This window comes from Mesorhizobium shonense (assembly GCF_040545255.1).
Taxonomy (GTDB): Bacteria; Pseudomonadota; Alphaproteobacteria; order Rhizobiales; family Rhizobiaceae; genus Mesorhizobium; species Mesorhizobium shonense.
Map to the genome: position 1 here is coordinate 248,169 of NZ_JBEPLM010000005.1, position 16,898 is coordinate 265,066.

Annotated in this window: 11 protein-coding genes; 10 read left to right on the top strand and 1 reads right to left on the bottom strand. The window is 64.6% G+C overall.

Annotated elements, in window-relative coordinates:
* Positions 1-219 precede the first annotated feature (219 nt).
* From ABID26_RS15905 to ABID26_RS15950, 10 genes are all read left to right on the top strand, one after another.
* Positions 220-5,715 carry an alpha-2-macroglobulin family protein gene (locus tag ABID26_RS15905; protein ID WP_292343357.1) on the top strand — a complete coding sequence of 1,832 codons (5,496 nt, stop codon included), beginning with the start codon at positions 220-222 and terminating at the stop codon, positions 5,713-5,715.
* Positions 5,716-5,928: 213 nt separating this feature from the next.
* Positions 5,929-8,019, top strand: coding sequence for a penicillin-binding protein 1C (gene pbpC / locus ABID26_RS15910; protein ID WP_354415940.1), 2,091 nt, complete (start codon positions 5,929-5,931; stop codon positions 8,017-8,019).
* Between the two features lie 205 nt (positions 8,020-8,224).
* Complete coding sequence (locus ABID26_RS15915) at positions 8,225-8,977, top strand: M15 family metallopeptidase (RefSeq protein ID WP_292371232.1); 753 nt, start codon at positions 8,225-8,227, stop codon at positions 8,975-8,977.
* A gap of 201 nt (positions 8,978-9,178) precedes the next feature.
* Positions 9,179-10,207: a sulfate ABC transporter substrate-binding protein gene (locus ABID26_RS15920; RefSeq protein WP_126099189.1), complete on the top strand. Its 1,029-nt coding sequence runs from the start codon at positions 9,179-9,181 to the stop codon at positions 10,205-10,207.
* Between the two features lie 109 nt (positions 10,208-10,316).
* Entirely contained in the window at positions 10,317-11,168 is an 852-nt protein-coding gene (cysT, locus tag ABID26_RS15925; protein WP_292303742.1) for a sulfate ABC transporter permease subunit CysT, read from the top strand.
* On the top strand, positions 11,161-12,045 hold the full coding sequence (gene cysW / locus ABID26_RS15930; RefSeq protein WP_292303744.1) for a sulfate ABC transporter permease subunit CysW: 885 nt from the start codon (positions 11,161-11,163) through the stop codon (positions 12,043-12,045). The genes cysT and cysW overlap by 8 nt, the downstream gene beginning before the upstream one ends.
* A gap of 52 nt (positions 12,046-12,097) precedes the next feature.
* On the top strand, positions 12,098-13,141 hold the full coding sequence (locus tag ABID26_RS15935; protein WP_126099186.1) for a sulfate/molybdate ABC transporter ATP-binding protein: 1,044 nt from the start codon (positions 12,098-12,100) through the stop codon (positions 13,139-13,141).
* Between the two features lie 202 nt (positions 13,142-13,343).
* Positions 13,344-14,330 carry a sulfate ABC transporter substrate-binding protein gene (locus ABID26_RS15940; RefSeq protein ID WP_292303749.1) on the top strand — a complete coding sequence of 329 codons (987 nt, stop codon included), beginning with the start codon at positions 13,344-13,346 and terminating at the stop codon, positions 14,328-14,330.
* Positions 14,331-14,579: 249 nt separating this feature from the next.
* Positions 14,580-15,029: an RrF2 family transcriptional regulator gene (locus ABID26_RS15945; protein WP_292303751.1), complete on the top strand. Its 450-nt coding sequence runs from the start codon at positions 14,580-14,582 to the stop codon at positions 15,027-15,029.
* Between the two features lie 94 nt (positions 15,030-15,123).
* Entirely contained in the window at positions 15,124-16,296 is a 1,173-nt protein-coding gene (locus tag ABID26_RS15950; RefSeq protein WP_354415941.1) for a hypothetical protein, read from the top strand.
* Positions 16,297-16,381: 85 nt separating this feature from the next.
* Here the strand turns inward: ABID26_RS15950 and ABID26_RS15955 are convergent, their stop codons facing one another.
* On the bottom strand, positions 16,382-16,885 hold the full coding sequence (locus ABID26_RS15955; RefSeq protein WP_292303755.1) for a gluconokinase: 504 nt from the start codon (positions 16,883-16,885) through the stop codon (positions 16,382-16,384).
* Positions 16,886-16,898: the final 13 nt, after the last annotated feature.

A 16,898-nucleotide genomic window follows, 5' to 3' on the forward strand; every position in this document is an offset into this window, starting at 1 on the left:
GGCCACAATCCAATTGTCTGAAATAGACCGGGCTTGGAATTCACACCTTTTGCACCTTCGCAAGAATGTGTGATCCATCTCATAGAGGTTCTGTCGAAATACCGGCCTTTGGCCGGCAAGGAAACCGTTGGCGGGTTGAAAAACCTGTCGCGTTCCGGCGTTGACAAGCCCGCTCGATGCTTGATCATGCCCGGACGCTGGCAATGTCTGGAGGGTGATATGGCAATGCGCGCGGCTCGTGGTCTCTCTTTCCTTCTCCTTATCTTTTTCGTCCCTGTCTTCCTCGCCTTGAGCGGCGCGGCACTTGCGGCCGAAGCCCGGCGAATCGTGACGACGGACAATTCCGACTATTTCGGTTTCGACCTCAGGTCGGATCAGAATGTCAGCCTCGACCAGTGCAAGACCACATGCCTCGGCGACCCCGCCTGCCGCGCCTTCACCTACAACACCAAGGCCAAATGGTGCTTTCTCAAATCCGACTATAACCAGCTGAAACCCTTCAGCGGCGCCATAGCCGGCAAAGTCGCCAATGTCGATGGCGACCCCGATATCGGCGCTCCGCCGGCGCTTGCCTTTTTCCCCAACTGGATGGCCGATCAAGCCCAGCAGTTCCGCAACAAGCTGACCGACCCGGCCTATGACAAGCCGACCGAAGGGCTGGCCGCGCTTCAGGCCGCAGCCGAGCAGGCCGCGCTCACCGGCGACCATCGCCTCGCCATGCAGAAATACCAGGCGGCGCTGTCCGTCCTGCCGGACGACGGCGCGCTCTGGCTGGCGCTGGCGCGCGAGACGCTTGGCGTGCAGCCGGCTTCCAACACCACCGAACCCTCGACCTTGCCGGCAAATGTCACCTCGGCCGCCTTCAACGCCTACAAGCTGGTGCGCACCGCAAAGACCCGCGCCGAGGCGCTGGCGCTGCTTGCCGCCGGCCTCGACAAGCGCGACCTCTTCCGGCCGGCCATTCAGGCCTATGAGGCGAGCCTTGCGCTGGTGAGCTCGCCCGCTGTCCAGGCCGACTATGCCGACCTCAAGGCGCGCAAGGGTTTCCGCGTTATCGAGCACACTGTCGATGCCGATTCCTCTTCGCCGCGCATCTGCGCCCAGTTCTCCGATGAATTGGTCAAGACCGGTGTCGACTATTCGCAGTTCGTCACCGTCGACAACGCCGCACCCAAGGCCGTCGAGGCCAAGGACAAGCAGATCTGCGTCGAGGGGCTGGAACACGGCCAGCACTACGACGTGACGTTCCGCGCCGGCCTGCCGGCGGCAATAGGCGAGACGATCGCCGCCCCGGTCGTGCTTTCGATCTATGTCCAGGACCGCGCCTCGTCCGCCCGCTTCACCGGCGACAGCTTCGTGCTGCCGGCCGGCGCCCGCCGCGGCATTCCGGTCGTCACCGTCAACATGAACGCCGCCAAGATGAAGCTCTTCCGCATCGGCGATCGTTCGCTGGCGCAGCTTCTGTCCGGCTATCAGTTCCTGCACCAGCTTGACGGCTATGACATTTCCACCATTTCCGACCAGATGGGCGAGCCCGTCTGGGAAGGCACGCTCGACATCGCCAACGACCTCAACAAGGAGGTCACCACCTCCTTCCCGGTCGACGAGGCGATCCCGCAGCGCAAGCCCGGCGTCTATGTGCTGACGGCGCAGCCGATCGACGACAAGGGCGACGACTACGGTTCGCGCGCCACCCAGTGGTTCGTCGTTTCCGACATCGGCTTGTCCACCTATACGGGCCAGGATGGGCTCAATGTCTTTGCCCGCTCGCTCGGCTCCGCCAAGCCGATCGCCGGCGCCGAACTGACGCTGCTTGCCAGGAACAATGAGATCCTCGGCAGGGCGACATCCGACGCCGAAGGCCACGCCGTCTTCAACCCGGGCCTGACGCGCGGCGAAGGCGGCATGGTGCCGGCCGTGCTGATGGCCAAGCAGGGCGACAATGACTTCGTCTTCCTCGACATGGGCCGTGCCGGCTTCGATCTGTCGGACCGCGGCGTTGCCGGGCGCGCCGCGCCCGGCGCGCTCGACGTCTATGCCTGGACCGAGCGCGGCATCTACCGCGCCGGCGAGGATGTCCATGTCGCAGCCCTTGCCCGCGACGGCTCCGCCAAGGCGGTCGAGAACCTGCCGCTCACCTTCATCTTCACCCGTCCCGACGGCGTCGAGAGCCGCCGCATCGTCAGCGACGGCGTGTCCGCCGGCGGCCATGCCGTCGACCTGCCGCTCGAATCCAACGCCATGCGCGGCACCTGGACGGTGTCGATGTATACCGACCCGAAACAGTCGCCGGTGGCGAGCCAGATGTTCCTGGTCGAGGACTTCGTGCCCGATCGCATCGAGTTCGACCTGACTTCCGACAAGAAGGAGATCGCCCAGGGCGAGACCGCCAATGTCAGCGTCGACGGGCGCTTCCTTTACGGCGCGCCGGCCGCCGGCCTCGCGCTCGAAGGCGAGATGACGCTGTCGACCACCAGCAGCTGGGACCGGTTCAAGGACTTCACCTTCGGCCTCGCCGACGAGCAGTCGGCCGAGCCTTCGGTGACGCCTCTGGCCAACCTTCCCGTCGTCGGCAATGACGGCAAGGCCACCTTCCCGGTTTCGATCGACCAGTTGCCTTCGACCACCAAGCTGGTCAACGCCAAGGTCACTGTGCGCATGCGGGAGGCCGGCGGCCGCGCCGTCGAGCGCTCGCTCGACATCGCGGCGCATCCGGAAAAAGAGATGATCGGCATCCGCCCGGATTTCGAAGGCGATGAGGTGCCTCAGGGCGGAACGGCGAAGTTCAGCATCATCGCCGTCGACCCGAACGGCAAGCGCGAGGATCTGAAAGGCGCCCAGTGGTCGCTGGTCAAGGTCGAGCGCAATTACCAATGGTACCATTCCAACAATTCCTGGAACTATGAAGCGGTGAACCTCACCAAGGCCGTCGCCAACGGCCAGATTGACCTCAACGCCGACGGCGAGGCGACCGTATCGCTGCCGGTCGACTGGGGCCGCTACCGGCTGGAAGTCGAGACGGCCGATCCGGACGGCCCGGCGACCAGCTACGAGTTCGATGCCGGCTGGTATGTCGCCTCGACCACCACCGAAACCCCGGACGGCCTGGAAATTGCCCTCGACAAGGACACTTATGCCGCCGGCGAAGTCGCCAAGCTGAAGGTCTCGCCGCATTTTGCCGGCGAACTGCTGGTCACCATCGGCGCCGAGAAGCTGCTGAAAACCGTCACCGCCTCGGTGCCGGCAGGCGGCAGCACCGTGGACATCCCGGTCGGCGACGATTGGGGCGCCGGCGCCTATGTCACGGCGACTTTGTTCCGGCCGGGCGATGCTGAGCAATCGCGCATGCCGGCCCGCGCCATCGGCGTCAAATGGCTGACCGTCGATCCGGGCTCGAAGAAGCTCGCAGTCGCGCTGACGCCGCCCGAAAAGACCGCACCGCGCCAGCAACTGTCGATCCCGGTCGCCGTCAACGGCGCACAACCCGGCAGCAATGCCTATGTGATAGTCGCGGCGGTCGATGTCGGCATCCTCAACCTCACCAACTACACGGCGCCCGATCCGGAGGACTGGTTCTTCGGCCAGCGCATGCTGGGCCTGGATATCCGCGACCTCTACGGACGCCTGATCGACGGCTCGCTCGGCACCACCGGCAAATTGCGGACCGGCGGCGACGGCGCCAACATGCAGTCGCAAGGCAGCCCGCCGACCGAAAAGCTGGTTGCCTTCTTCTCCGGCCCGGTCGAACTCGACGCCAATGGGAATGCGCGGGTCGACTTCGACATCCCGCAGTTCAACGGCACCGTGCGCATCATGGCTGTCGCCTGGACCAAGGAAGCCGTCGGCCATGCCCAAACCGACGTCATCGTGCGCGATCCGGTGGTGATCACCGCCGGCCTACCACGTTTCCTGGCGCCTGGCGATGCCGCCACCATGCGCCTCGACATCGCCGACACCGACGGACCTGCCGGCGATTACAAGCTCTCGGTCACCACGACCGGCGATCTTTCGACCGGCGACAAGCCCCTGCCCGAGAAGCTGACGCTGACCCAGGGCAAGCGGCAGTCGCTCTCCTTCCCGCTGGTTGCGCGGACGGCGGGCGATGCGTCGATCACTGTCAAGCTCGCGCATGACAGCGGCGCCGAGGTCGAGCAGACGCTCTACCTGCCGGTTCGCCCGGCCCAGCTTCCGGTCACCAACCGCATGGTGGTCGACCTGAAGCCGAATGGCGGCGCGCTTCGCGTCGACAAGGAACTGCTCGCCGCAAGCGTGCTCGACGGCGCTTCGGTGAGCGTCGGCGTCTCGCAGGCGTCCGCCTTCGACGTGCCCTCGTTGCTGATGAGCCTCGACCACTACCCCTATGGCTGCGCCGAGCAGACCACCAGCCGCGCCATGCCGCTGCTCTATGTCAACGATATGGCCACCAGCATCGGCATGGGGAGCGATCCCGAGCTGCATGGCCGCATCCAGGACGCCATCTACAAGGTGCTGAGCTACCAGTCATCGAGCGGCAGCTTCGGCCTCTGGGGTCCGGGCTCCGGCGATCTGTGGCTCGACGCCTATGTCACCGAGTTCCTGACCCGGGCGCGCGAGCAGAAATACGACGTGCCGGCGCAGGCGATGAACCAGGCGCTGAACAACCTGCAGAACTCGCTCGGCTACGACCAGGACGTCCAGGATCGCGGCAGCGAGATCGCCTATGCGCTCTATGTTCTGGCCCGCAACAAGAAGGCCTCGATCGGCGATCTGCGCTACTATGTGGACACGCAGCTCGAAGCCTTCTCCAGCCCGATGGCCGTCGCGCAACTGGCGGCGAGCCTTGCACTTTATGGGGACACGCAGCGTTCGGAAGCCACCTTCCAGACGGCGCTGCGGTTGGCCCAGGCGAGCACCGAGTACGACTACTATCGCTCGGACTACGGCTCGCCGCTTCGCGATGGCGCGGCGATCCTGGCGATGGCCGCGGAATCCAAGCCGGTGCCGAGCATCGTGCCGCAACTGATCAGGCTGGTGGCGCGGGAACGCGCCGACGCCCGCTGGACGAGCACCCAGGACGAATCCTGGATGCTGCTGGCGGCGCGGGCGCTGAAGGAAGGCAATGATTCCATCACGCTTTCCGTCAACGGCGCGCCGCATTCGGGCGGCTACTCCGACCAGGTCGCCGGCAATGAGCTCGAGGGCAGCCCGCTCACCATCGCCAACACCGGCAAGACGCCGCTGCAGGCGGTGGTCACCGCGGTGGCCGCGCCTGTCGAGCCGCTGCCGGCCGGCGGCGACGGCTTCACCATCGATCGCACCTACTACAGGCTCGACGGCACCGAGGCCAATATCACCGAGGCCAGGCAGAACGAACGCTATGTGGTCGTGCTCAAGATCTATGAGCAGAACAACTGGCCGTCGCGTCTCCTGGTCACCGACCTGCTGCCGGCCGGTTTCGAGATCGACAATCCGAGCCTGGTTTCAAGCGCGCAATTGTCGAACTTCTCCTGGCTGGCGCAGACCGACGCCGCGCATCTGGAGTTTCGCGACGACCGTTTCGTCGCCGCCTTCAACCCCAATGAAGGCGACGGCGACCGCAACATCACGCTGGCCTATGTCGTGCGCGCGGTGACGCCGGGCACCTATGCCCATCCGGCGGCGACGGTGGAGGACATGTACCGGCCGCAATATTCGGCCCGCACGTTCACCGGCATGATGGAGGTCAAGGCGGAATAAAGTGCTGCTGACGGACATGAACGGAACGATGGCGCTGCCCCTCATCCGCCTGCCGGCACCTTCTCCCCGTATAGAGACGAGGAGAAGGGGCCCGTCGCGATCGCCGGCCCGTTTTCTGCAGCGTTGGAAATTGGCGAAAGCCTCTGCGCAGGCTCCTTTCTCCCCGTCTCTATACGGGGAGAAATGCCCGGCAGGGCAATGAGGGGCGGCGCCATGCTCTCCAGGAAATTTCTGCGTCGCGCTGCCATAACCGCAGCCTCCTGTGCCGCGGTCTTCGCCCTCTCCATCGCCGCTCTCAGGGAGCTCGATCGCGCCTTTCCGCCGCCTTTACCGGCAACGCTGACGGTCTCGACCGAGGTGCAGGACCGCGACGGCCAGCTCTTGCGCACCTTTGCGACACCGGACGGCTACTGGCGGCTGGAAACCCGGCTCGACCAGGTCGACAGAGAGTTCGTCGACATGCTCGTCGCCTATGAGGACAAGCGCTTCTGGGATCACGGTGGTGTCGACGTGCTGGCGCTTTGCCGCGCCGCGGGCCAGTTCGCCACCAGCGGCCATATCGTGTCGGGCGGCTCGACCTTGTCGATGCAGCTTGCCCGGCTGATCGAGCCGCGCGACAGCCGCAGCCTCGGCTCCAAGCTCAAGCAGATCCTGCGCGCCGTCCAGATCGAGCGGCGGCTGTCCAAGCAGGAAATCCTCGAACGCTACCTGACGCTGGCGCCCTATGGCGGCAATCTCGAAGGCGTGCGCGCCGCCTCGCTCGCTTATTTCGGCAAGGAGCCGAAGCGGCTGACCGTCTCCGAATCCGCCCTTCTCGTCGCCCTGCCGCAACTGCCCGAAAAACGCCGGCCCGACCGCAACCTCGACATCGCGCATGCCGCGCGCGACCGCGTGCTCAACCGCATGGTCTCGGCCGGCCTGCTCGGCGAAAGAGAGGCTGCCCGCGCAGCCCTCGATGACGTCTCCGGCCTGCGCCGCAAGCTGCCGGCGCTGGCCGCGCATGCCTCCTACGCCATGCTGCCCAAGGCCGAGCCGGGCAAGCCGCTGCGGCTGACGATCCGCCGAAGCGTCCAGCAGGGGCTGGAGCAGGTGGCCAGGGAAGCCGCCAGGAAGCTCGGCCCGAAACTTTCCGTCGCCATGGTGATGGCGGATGCGCGCACAGGCGACATTCTTGGCGAAGTCGGCTCGGCCGACTTCTTCGACGCCAGCCGCTCCGGCTGGATCGACATGACCAAGGTCGTGCGCTCGCCCGGATCGACGCTGAAGCCCTTCATCTACGGGCTCGCCTTCGAGCAGGGCCTGGTGGCGCAGGAAACCATCATCGAGGACAGCCCAGCCGATTTCGGCGGCTACCGGCCGAAGAATTTCGACATGGGCTATCAGGGCGACGTCAGCATCCGGCAGGCGCTGCAGCTGTCGCTCAACGTGCCGGCGATCCGGGTGCTCGACGCCGTCGGCCCCACACGGCTCACCGCGCGCTTCCGCCAGGCTGGCGTCAACCCAACGCTGCCGCTTAACGAGGCGCCGGGCCTGGCGATCGGCCTTGGCGGCGTTGGCGTAACTTTGCGCGATCTGGTGCAGCTCTATACAGGGCTCGCCAATGGCGGCAAGATGCACACGCTGCATGACGGCACCGAGCCGGCCAATGCCGAGCGCACCACCGCCACCATCCTCGACGAACACGCCGCCTGGCAAATCAACGACATCCTGTCCGGCGTGAAGCCGCCGGAAGGAGCCATGCAGCGAGGCATCGCCTACAAGACCGGCACCTCCTATGGCTATCGCGATGCCTGGTCGGTCGGTTTCGACGGCCGCTATGTGCTGGGTGTCTGGGTCGGTCGCGCCGACGCCGGTCCGATCCCGGGCCTCTCGGGCTATGTTTCGGCCGCGCCCATCCTGTTCGAAGGCTTCGTCCGCTCGGGTCTGGCCAGCGTGCCGCTGCCCAGCCGGCCGCCGGGCGTCTTCAATCCAAAACGCGAGGATCTGCCGGTAACGCTCGCCCGCTTCGGCGCCGGCTCGGACGGGCTGGTGCAGGCGACGCCGACGGAGCCGGCGCCCACGATCGTCTTCCCGCCGGATGGCGCCCGCGTCGATCTTGGCACCAATTCTGCCGACGCCACGCCGCTGGTGCTGAAGCTGCAGGGCGGCCGCGCGCCGTTCCGCTGGCTGGCCAACGGCAAGCCCCTCGCCGGCATCGACCGTCGCCGCACCGCGACCTGGCAGCCGGACGGCACCGGCTATTCGACGCTGACCGTCATCGACGCCGCCGGACGCGCGGCCAGCGTGAAGGTTTTCGTTGAATAGAATGCCGCAAGCGATTCACGGGATTGCGTTTCTTGGGGGTCGAAAGATTCCTTGCCTGACGTTTGGCGCGAGGCACCCCCCTCTGGCCTGCCGGCCATCTCCCCCTCAAGGGGGGAGATTATTCGCTTCGCTGCCTTCGCCAGTCTCCAACGTTAGAAAGATGGAGGCGGCGCCGAAGCTGCCAATCTCCCCCCTTGAGGGGGAGATGCCCGGCAGGGCAGAGGGGGGTGCCTCGCACCAACCTTCGCTGAGAGCGACTGCGATCCTCGCAGCTCTCCTGACCGCAATCGCCTCCCCCGCCCGCGCCGATCCCCTCCCCGCCGGCTTCGTCAGGCTAACCGATGTCGACCCCACCATCCGCCAGGACATCCGCTATGCCGGCGCCAAAAACTTCCTGCACCGCAAGGTGAGTGGCTACGAAGCACCTGTCTGCATCCTGACCGAAGAGGCGGCGAAGGCGCTTTCCAGCGTCCAGAAAGCGATCGCCGCCAAGGGGCTGACGCTGGTCGTCTTCGACTGCTATCGCCCGGCGCGCGCCGTCGCAGATATGGGGAAATGGACCCGACAAGGCGGTCCGCCCGATCCGCGATGGTATCCGAAGGTCGAGCGCGGCGATCTCATCGCCAAGGGCTATGTCGGTGAGCTCTCCAGCCATTCGCGCGGCTCGACGGTCGATCTTGCGGTCGCAGAGGCGGACAAGAAAAGCGCGGCGCACCCGGCCTGCGGAGCGCCCGATGCCGGCACGCTCGATTTCGGCACCGGCTTCGACTGTTTCGACCCCTCTAGTGAAACAGCCCACCACCCTCTCCCCGCCGAAGCGGCGGCGAGCCGCAAGATGCTGCTGGCGGCCATGCGCGCCGCCGGCTTCCGCAACTATGCGCGCGAATGGTGGCATTTCACGCTTGCCGACGAGCCTTTCGCAAAACAGCGCTTCGATTTTCCGGTGACCGCAAACTGAGCCGCAGGACTTGCCTGAAGGCGGCCCGCTTCTAATTAGGCCGGCTGATGAGGAGCCCCAGCGACGCAAGTTGAGGAAGTTATTTCCCCGATCGGCCATTGCTCGGCGAAAAATTGCTGCAAGGAGGTGAAAAAGGCAACATTCAATGCATCTAATTTCTATAAACTCGCTAGAGTTCGGCCGTCATCAACGGAGGCGGAAATGACCAATCCTCATTTCAGGAAACTGCTCGGCGCGCTGGTCGCCACATCTGTCCAGTTCGGCACGCTCGGTTTCGCGTTTGCCGATACGACCATTCTGAATGTGTCCTACGACCCGACACGTGAGCTCTACAAGGCCTATGACGAGGCCTTCGCCGCGCACTGGAAGGCCGAGACCGGCGAAACCGTCACCATCCAGCAATCGCATGGCGGATCGGGCGCGCAAGCCCGCGCAGTGATCGACGGCCTCGACGCCGATGTCGTGACGCTCGCGCTCGAAGGCGACATCAACGCCATTGCCTCGAAGACGAAGAAGATCAATCCGGACTGGCGCACGAAATTCGAAAACAATTCGGCGCCCTACACCTCGACCATCATCTTCCTGGTGCGCAAGGGCAACCCCAAGGGCATCCACGACTGGAACGATCTCGTGAAGGACGGCGTCCAGGTGATCACGCCGAACCCGAAGACCTCCGGAGGCGCGCGCTGGAATTATCTCGCCGCCTGGGCCTATGCCAACGCCAATGACGGCAATGACGAAGCCAAGACCAAGGAATTCGTCGGCAAGCTCTATGCCAATGTCCCTGTGCTCGACACCGGCGCGCGCGGCTCGACGGTGACCTTCGCGCAGAAGGGCCTCGGCGACGTGCTGATCGCCTGGGAGAACGAGGCGTATCTCGCGCTCGACGAATTCGGCGCCGACAATTTCGACATCGTCTACCCGCCGACCTCGATCCTGGCCGAGCCGCCGGTCGCCGTCGTCGACGCCAATGTCGACGCCAAGGGCACGCGCAAGATAGCCGAGGCCTATCTGAGCTGGCTCTATTCCAAGGAGGCCCAGACCATCATCGCCAAGAACCACTATCGTCCGGCCAAGCCCGACCTGGTGCCTGCAGAGGACCTCGCCAAGCTGCCGGCAATCAAACTGGTCACCATCGACGATCCGCAATTCGGCGGCTGGAAGAAGGCGCAGCCTTATCATTTCGGCGATGGCGGTATATTCGACCAGATTTACAAGCCCGCCCAATGAGGCATGGTGGCCACCGGCCGGATGAAACCTGATTGGGTCTATTGTACGACTGCCCAAGGCGATGCAGCGGGCGGACTGGTCTGAATAAGAAGGGACGATCCAGAACAGCATGAACACAGCACCCGCCAAGGCGGGGGGGCGATTCAGACAGCCGAGCGTCATTCCGGGCTTCGGATTGACGCTCGGCTTCTCGCTTGCCTACCTCACGCTCATCATCCTCATCCCGCTGTCGGGACTGATCTGGCGTTCGGCCGCGCTCGGCTGGACCGATTTTTGGGCGATCGCCGTCGACCGGCGCACCCTCAACGCGCTGAAGGTCAGCTTCGGCACCGCCTTCCTGGCCGCTGCCGTCAACGTCGTGTTCGGCACCATCGTCGCCTGGGTGCTGGTCCGCTATCGCTTCCCCGGGCGCCGCATCGCCGATGCGATGGTCGACCTGCCCTTCGCCTTGCCCACCGCGGTCGCCGGCATCGCGCTCACCACGCTCTACGCGCCGAACGGCTGGATCGGCCACCTGTTGGCACCGCTCGGCATCAAGGTCGCCTACACGCCGCTTGGCATTGTCGTGGCGCTCGTCTTCATCGGCCTGCCTTTCGTCGTGCGCACTGTCCAACCGATCATGGAAGAGATCGACAAGGAGGTCGAGGAGGCAGCCGCCACATTGGGTGCCAGTCGCCTCCAGACCATCACCCGCGTGCTCTTCCCGGGACTGGCGCCGGCCATCATCACCGGCTTCTCGCTCGCTTTCGCGCGCGGCGTCGGCGAATACGGCTCCGTCATCTTCATCGCCGGCAACCTGCCGTTCAAATCGGAGATCGCACCGCTGCTGATCGTGATCAGGCTCGAGGAATACAATTACGAGGCGGCGACCGCGATCGCCGCGATCATGCTGGCGCTGTCCTTCGTGATGCTCCTGGTCGTCAACCTCGTCCAGACATGGAGCCGCAAGCGCTATGGCTGATCCCGAGGTCAAATCTTTCGAGCCGCATCGCGTGAGCCAATCGGCGGCGGTGACAGAAAGCCGGCCCGTGAGGGCGGTGCTTTTGGCGATCGCTTTCGCCTTCCTCGCCGTCTTCCTGCTTCTGCCGCTGATCGTCGTTTTCCACGAGGCGCTTGCCAAGGGCATCGGCGCCTACACGGAAGCCCTTTCCAGCCCCGACACCCGCTCGGCGATCCGCCTGACGCTGCTGGTGGCGGCGATCTCGGTGCCGCTCAACGTGATTTTCGGCATCTCGGCCGCCTGGGCGATCGCCAAGTTCGAATTCAAGGGCAAGGCGTTCCTGACCACGCTTATCGACCTGCCCTTCTCGGTGTCGCCCGTCATTTCCGGCCTGGTCTATGTGCTGCTCTTCGGCGCGCAAGGGCTGCTCGGCGAATGGCTGAAGGCGCATGGCATCGTCATTCTCTTCGCCGTGCCCGGCATCGTGCTGGCGACCATCTTCGTCACCTTCCCATTCGTCGCCCGCGAATTGATCCCGCTGATGCAGGAACAGGGCAACGGCGACGAGGAAGCCGCCCTTTCGCTCGGCGCCAATGGCTGGCAGACTTTCTGGTATGTGACGCTGCCCAACGTCAAATGGGGACTGCTCTACGGCGTACTTTTATGCAACGCGCGCGCCATGGGCGAGTTCGGCGCGGTGTCGGTGGTGTCGGGTCATATTCGCGGCCTCACCAACACCATGCCGCTGCACGTCGAAATCCTCTACAATGAGTATAACGCCGTCGGCGCCTTCGCGGTCGCTTCGCTGCTTGCCGGCCTGGCGCTGGTGACGCTGGTCTTGAAAACACTTCTCGAGATGCGCTACGGCGCCGAGATCGCCGCGGCGCGCGGACATTAGATGCATGCCGCCCAAAACTGCATTGCATGCGTCAACTGACTGAGGGATCTGTATGGAAGTTCGCGTTGTCAACGTGCGCAAGGAGTTCGAGCGGTTTCCGGCGCTCCATGACGTCTCGCTCGACATCAGGTCGGGCGAGCTCATTGCGCTGCTCGGGCCGTCCGGCTCCGGTAAGACGACGCTGCTCAGGTTGATCGCCGGGCTCGAGCGGCCAACCAAGGGCGCTGTCTTCTTCGGCGAGGAGGACGCCTCGCAGAAGTCGATCCAGGAACGCAATGTCGGCTTCGTCTTCCAGCACTACGCGCTGTTCCGCCATATGACGGTTGCCGACAATATCGGCTTCGGCCTTAAGGTCCGGCACGGCGCCGCGCGCCCCTCGGCGAAGGAGATCCGCCGCCGCGCCTCCGAGCTCCTCGACCTCGTCCAGCTGTCGGGGCTGGAAAAGCGCTATCCGGCACAACTCTCCGGCGGCCAGCGCCAGCGCGTGGCGCTTGCCCGCGCCATGGCGATCGAACCCAAGGTGCTGCTGCTCGACGAGCCGTTCGGCGCCCTCGACGCTCAGGTGCGTCGCGAGCTGCGGCGCTGGCTGCGCGAGATCCATGACGCCACCGGCCACACCACCGTCTTCGTCACCCATGACCAGGAAGAGGCTTTGGAGCTTGCCGACCGCGTCGTCGTCATGAGCCAGGGCCGCATCGAGCAGGTCGGCTCAGCCGACGAGATCTACGACATCCCAAACTCGCCGTTCGTCTATAGCTTCGTCGGCGAATCGAGCTCGCTGCCGGTCAAGGTCGAGGGCGGTGAACTGTGGATCGCCGACCGGCCGATCGGGCTATCGGCACCGCAGGGAGCGCCTTCGGGCGAAGCGTTGCTCTATTTCCGTCCGCACGATGTCGAGCTGCTCGACGGCTGCAGCGGCTGCATCGCCGGCACCGTCGCCGCCAGCCGGCGCGTCGCCGGCACCAGGCGGGTCGAGCTCGAGGTGGGCGGCGAGCGCCAGCGCGTCGAGATCGAGCTGCCGGTCGACCATCCGGCGGCACAGAAGAGCCGGGTGGCCTTCAGGCCGCGGCGCTGGAAACTTTTTCCGGTGTCCTGACGCTTCATTACGCCTAGCGTTGCCGGAGTCCGCCGCGGTCCCGCGATGAATCGGCTTGGAAGAAAATCCTATTAGGCGGCTGTTTGGGCGACGCTTTTTCCCGGCGTCCCCACTCCTCCCGCTGCGTGTGCCTCGTCGGGCCAGGCCTTCCCCATTAAGGTCGTGCTATAGTCTCAATCCATTCTCAAGGGAGCCAATTGTCGTGAAGCGCTTATTGCTTGGCATCGCCACTTTCGCCGGCCTCGTCCTCGCCTCCTCCCAAGCCTGGTCGGCCGACAGGCTGTTGAATGCCTCCTATGACGTCGGCCGGGAATTGTTCGCCGAGGTCAACAAGGCCTTCATCGCCGGGCACCCCGGCGTGACTGTCGATCAGTCCCACGCCGGAACCTCGGCGCAGGCACGCGCCATTGCCGAAGGCCTGGCCGCCGACGTCGTCACCTTCAACCAGGTCACCGATGTCGACTTCCTGGTCAAGAAGGGGTTGGTCTCAGCCGATTGGCAGAAGGATTTCCCGGACAACGCCTCGCCCTTCTATTCGCTGCCGTCCTTCCTGGTGCGCGCCGGCAATCCCAAGCACATCAAGGACTGGAGCGATCTGGTGCGCGACGATGTGCAGGTGATCTTCCCCAACCCGAAAACCTCGGGCAATGCGCGCTATACCTACCTGGCGGCCAGCGCCTATGCCAAGGAAGCCTTCAAGGGCGACGATGCCAAGGTGAAGGAGTTCATCGCCAAGCTGTTCGCCAACGTGCCGATCTTCGACACCGGCGGCCGCGCCGCCACCACCACTTTCGTGCAGCGCGAGATCGGCGACGTGCTGATCACCTTCGAGTCGGAAACGCGCGGTATCCGCAAGGAATATGGTGACGACAAGTTCGAGCAGGTCACGCCTTCGGTCAGCCTGTTGGCCGAGTTCCCGGTGGCGATCGTCGACAAGGTTGCCGACGAGCACGGCAGCCGCGATCTCGCCAAGACCTATCTCGACTTCCTCTATTCAGCGGAAGGACAGGACATTGCCGCCCGCAACGGCCTGCGGGCCCGCGACGCCGCAGTCGCCGCCAAATACAAGGCCGATTTTCCCGACGTCCGCCTGTTGACGGTGGACGAGGTCTTCGGCGGCTGGGACAAGGTGCAGAAAGAGCATTTCGCAGCCGGCGGCCTGCTCGACCAGGCCTACGGCAGCCGGTAGGCTGCCTTATCGGAAAAGTGCAGGAAGGCCGGCTTTTGCCGGCTTTCTTCATATCTGGCGCCGGCATCGGCTTGACGCCGAAATGATGGCAGCCAATGTGAAAAACGTTACGAAGAATCAACGCGTTTGTGCCTAACCTGTATTGGCGAATTGTTGGGCCAAACGGCGTTCTGCGGCCAAACTGTCATGATTTGCACACAAACAACCGCCAGATGCAGGGCGATTGGGGTTTGATGAACTGAATCGGGCATGCTGACCAAAAAAGGCAAATACGGCCTCAAGGCCCTCGTGCATCTTTCCGGCCTGCCGGCCGGCCAGCTTGCATTCGTCAACGACATAGCGGTCGCCAACAACATCCCGAAGAAGTTCCTGGATGCCATCCTGGGCGAATTGCGAAATGCCGGTTTCGTGCAGAGCCGCAAGGGCAAGGAAGGCGGCTACCGCCTTGCCAGGCCCGCTTCCGAGATCAAGATCGGCCATGTCGTGCGCGTGCTCGACGGACCGCTGGCGCCAATCCCTTGCGCCAGTCGCACGCAATATCAGCGCTGCGAGGATTGCGACGAGGCGACGTGCCAGGTTCGCCACATGATGCTGGAGGTGCGCCAGGCGATCGCCGAGGTTCTCGACAATCGCAGCCTCGCCGCGATGCGCGACGCCGCCAACGACGATTTCCCGGCCGAACTGACCTCGCAGATCTGATCGCCAACCCGCAGCGCCATGCCGTAGTTGTCTATCCGCGACAAACGCAGTAAAGCGGCTGGCGGATGGGAACGAGGTCTGGGGTATCCGACGCATGAGGCTGCCTTGGCTTGGCAAGTCCCGCAGGGCCAAACGGCAACCGTCATCCGCCAACATCTATCATACCGAGATCATCGCCGACGTGCTGGTGCCGGAGCGCGGCGAAACCGTCCGCTTCTTCAGCCGCAAGCTTGTCCGCCCCGGCAAATTGCGCCGCATCTCCAACAAGGATCTGCGCGAGGGCCTGCTGTCCTTGTTCTATCTCGGCGTGGCGGCGCTGCTGCCCGTCGCCTGGTGGGCGCCAATTTGCGATCGGGTCTCGACGCTTCGGCGCAAGCGCCATTTCCGCAAGGAATTCGCGCGCTATGACGTCGCGATCAAAGCGGTGCTTGGCGATGACGTCAACACGCAAAGCCTTTTCAGGAGCCATCTCGCCGCCGCGCATCGCCGCCGCGTGATGCTTGCCGCCCATCTCGTTCCCCGCCGCTGGTCGCCGGCAATCCGGCTCGAAGGCGTCGACGGCGTGCGCGAGGCGTTGCGACGCGGCCGCGGCGCCATTGTCTGGTGCGATCAGTTCGTCGCCCAGACCATCATGGGCAAGCGCGCCCTCTTCGAGGCCGGCATCGAAGCGCATCAGGTGAGCGTCAACTTCCATGGCTTCTCGGAAAGCAAATTCGGCCTGCACGTGATCAACAGGCCGCTGGTCGAGGTCGAGAACCGCTTCCTGAAGAGCCGCATCGTCTTCGAGCGCGCCGACGCCTACCAGGTCACCGCGCGCATCCAGAAGACGCTGAAGGAGAACGGCGTGGTGCTGATGACCAACACCATCCACGCGGGCTCCACCTTCACCGAAATCGCCATGGGCGAGCACGGCTGGACCCACCTCGCCTCGGCGCCGGCAAATTTCGCGGCGCGCGCAGGCGCTGCGCTGTTTGCCATGTCGACCCTGGAGACCGTGCCCTTCCGCGAATACTGGGCGATCGTCAGCCCTGAACTGAAGCCCGTCGCTGCCCAGCCGGCGTCCCCGCCGGCAAAGGACGTGGCGGCAAAGAACCTCGTCCTGCAGGCGGGCTACATCCTGCTCAAGCGCGACCGTCTGCTGGAAGCTGTCAAATTATGTCCGGAGCAGATGATGGTCTGGTCCGGTGCCAATCGGCTCACCGGGCAACAGGATCAACCCACGATCGGTAGCGACACCGCCGAGAGCAATTCCAGGAAAAGTGTGTAACGGTTTTCCGTCCGGAATTGCGTAGAAACAAATAGTTAGAGCAGTTCGGCGTTTCCGAGCCGTTTCCGTGAAACGATGAACTGCTCTAGCCGAGTAATTCGTTGACGATCGCGGCGACGGTCCACGTTGCATCCACTGTCACGGCCAGCTCGTCTGGGTCCGGCTCTTCCAGGGTCGCGAACTGGCTGTCGACCAGGCTCGCCGGCATGAAATGGCCTTTGCGGCCCGCGACCCGCCGCCAGGCGGTCTCGCGATCGATCTTGAGGTAGAGGAAGACGATGTCGGGGCAAAAGCCGCGCAGACGGTCGCGGTAGCTGCGCTTCAGCGCCGAGCAGGCCGCCACCGCCTTCTGTCCGTCGGCGATGGAGGCGGCGATGCGCTCGCCGATGGCGTCGAGCCAGCCTTCGCGCAAAGCATCCGTCAGCGGCTCTCCGCGCGCCATGCGCGCCACGTTTTCCGGCGGATGCAGGCGGTCGCCTTCGATGAAGATCGCGCCCAGCTCTTTGGCCAGCGCCTCGCCGACGACCGTCTTGCCGCAGCCGGCCACTCCCATCGCGACGATGGCCGGCGCTGACCGGATGTCGTTCATTCTTTCATCCACG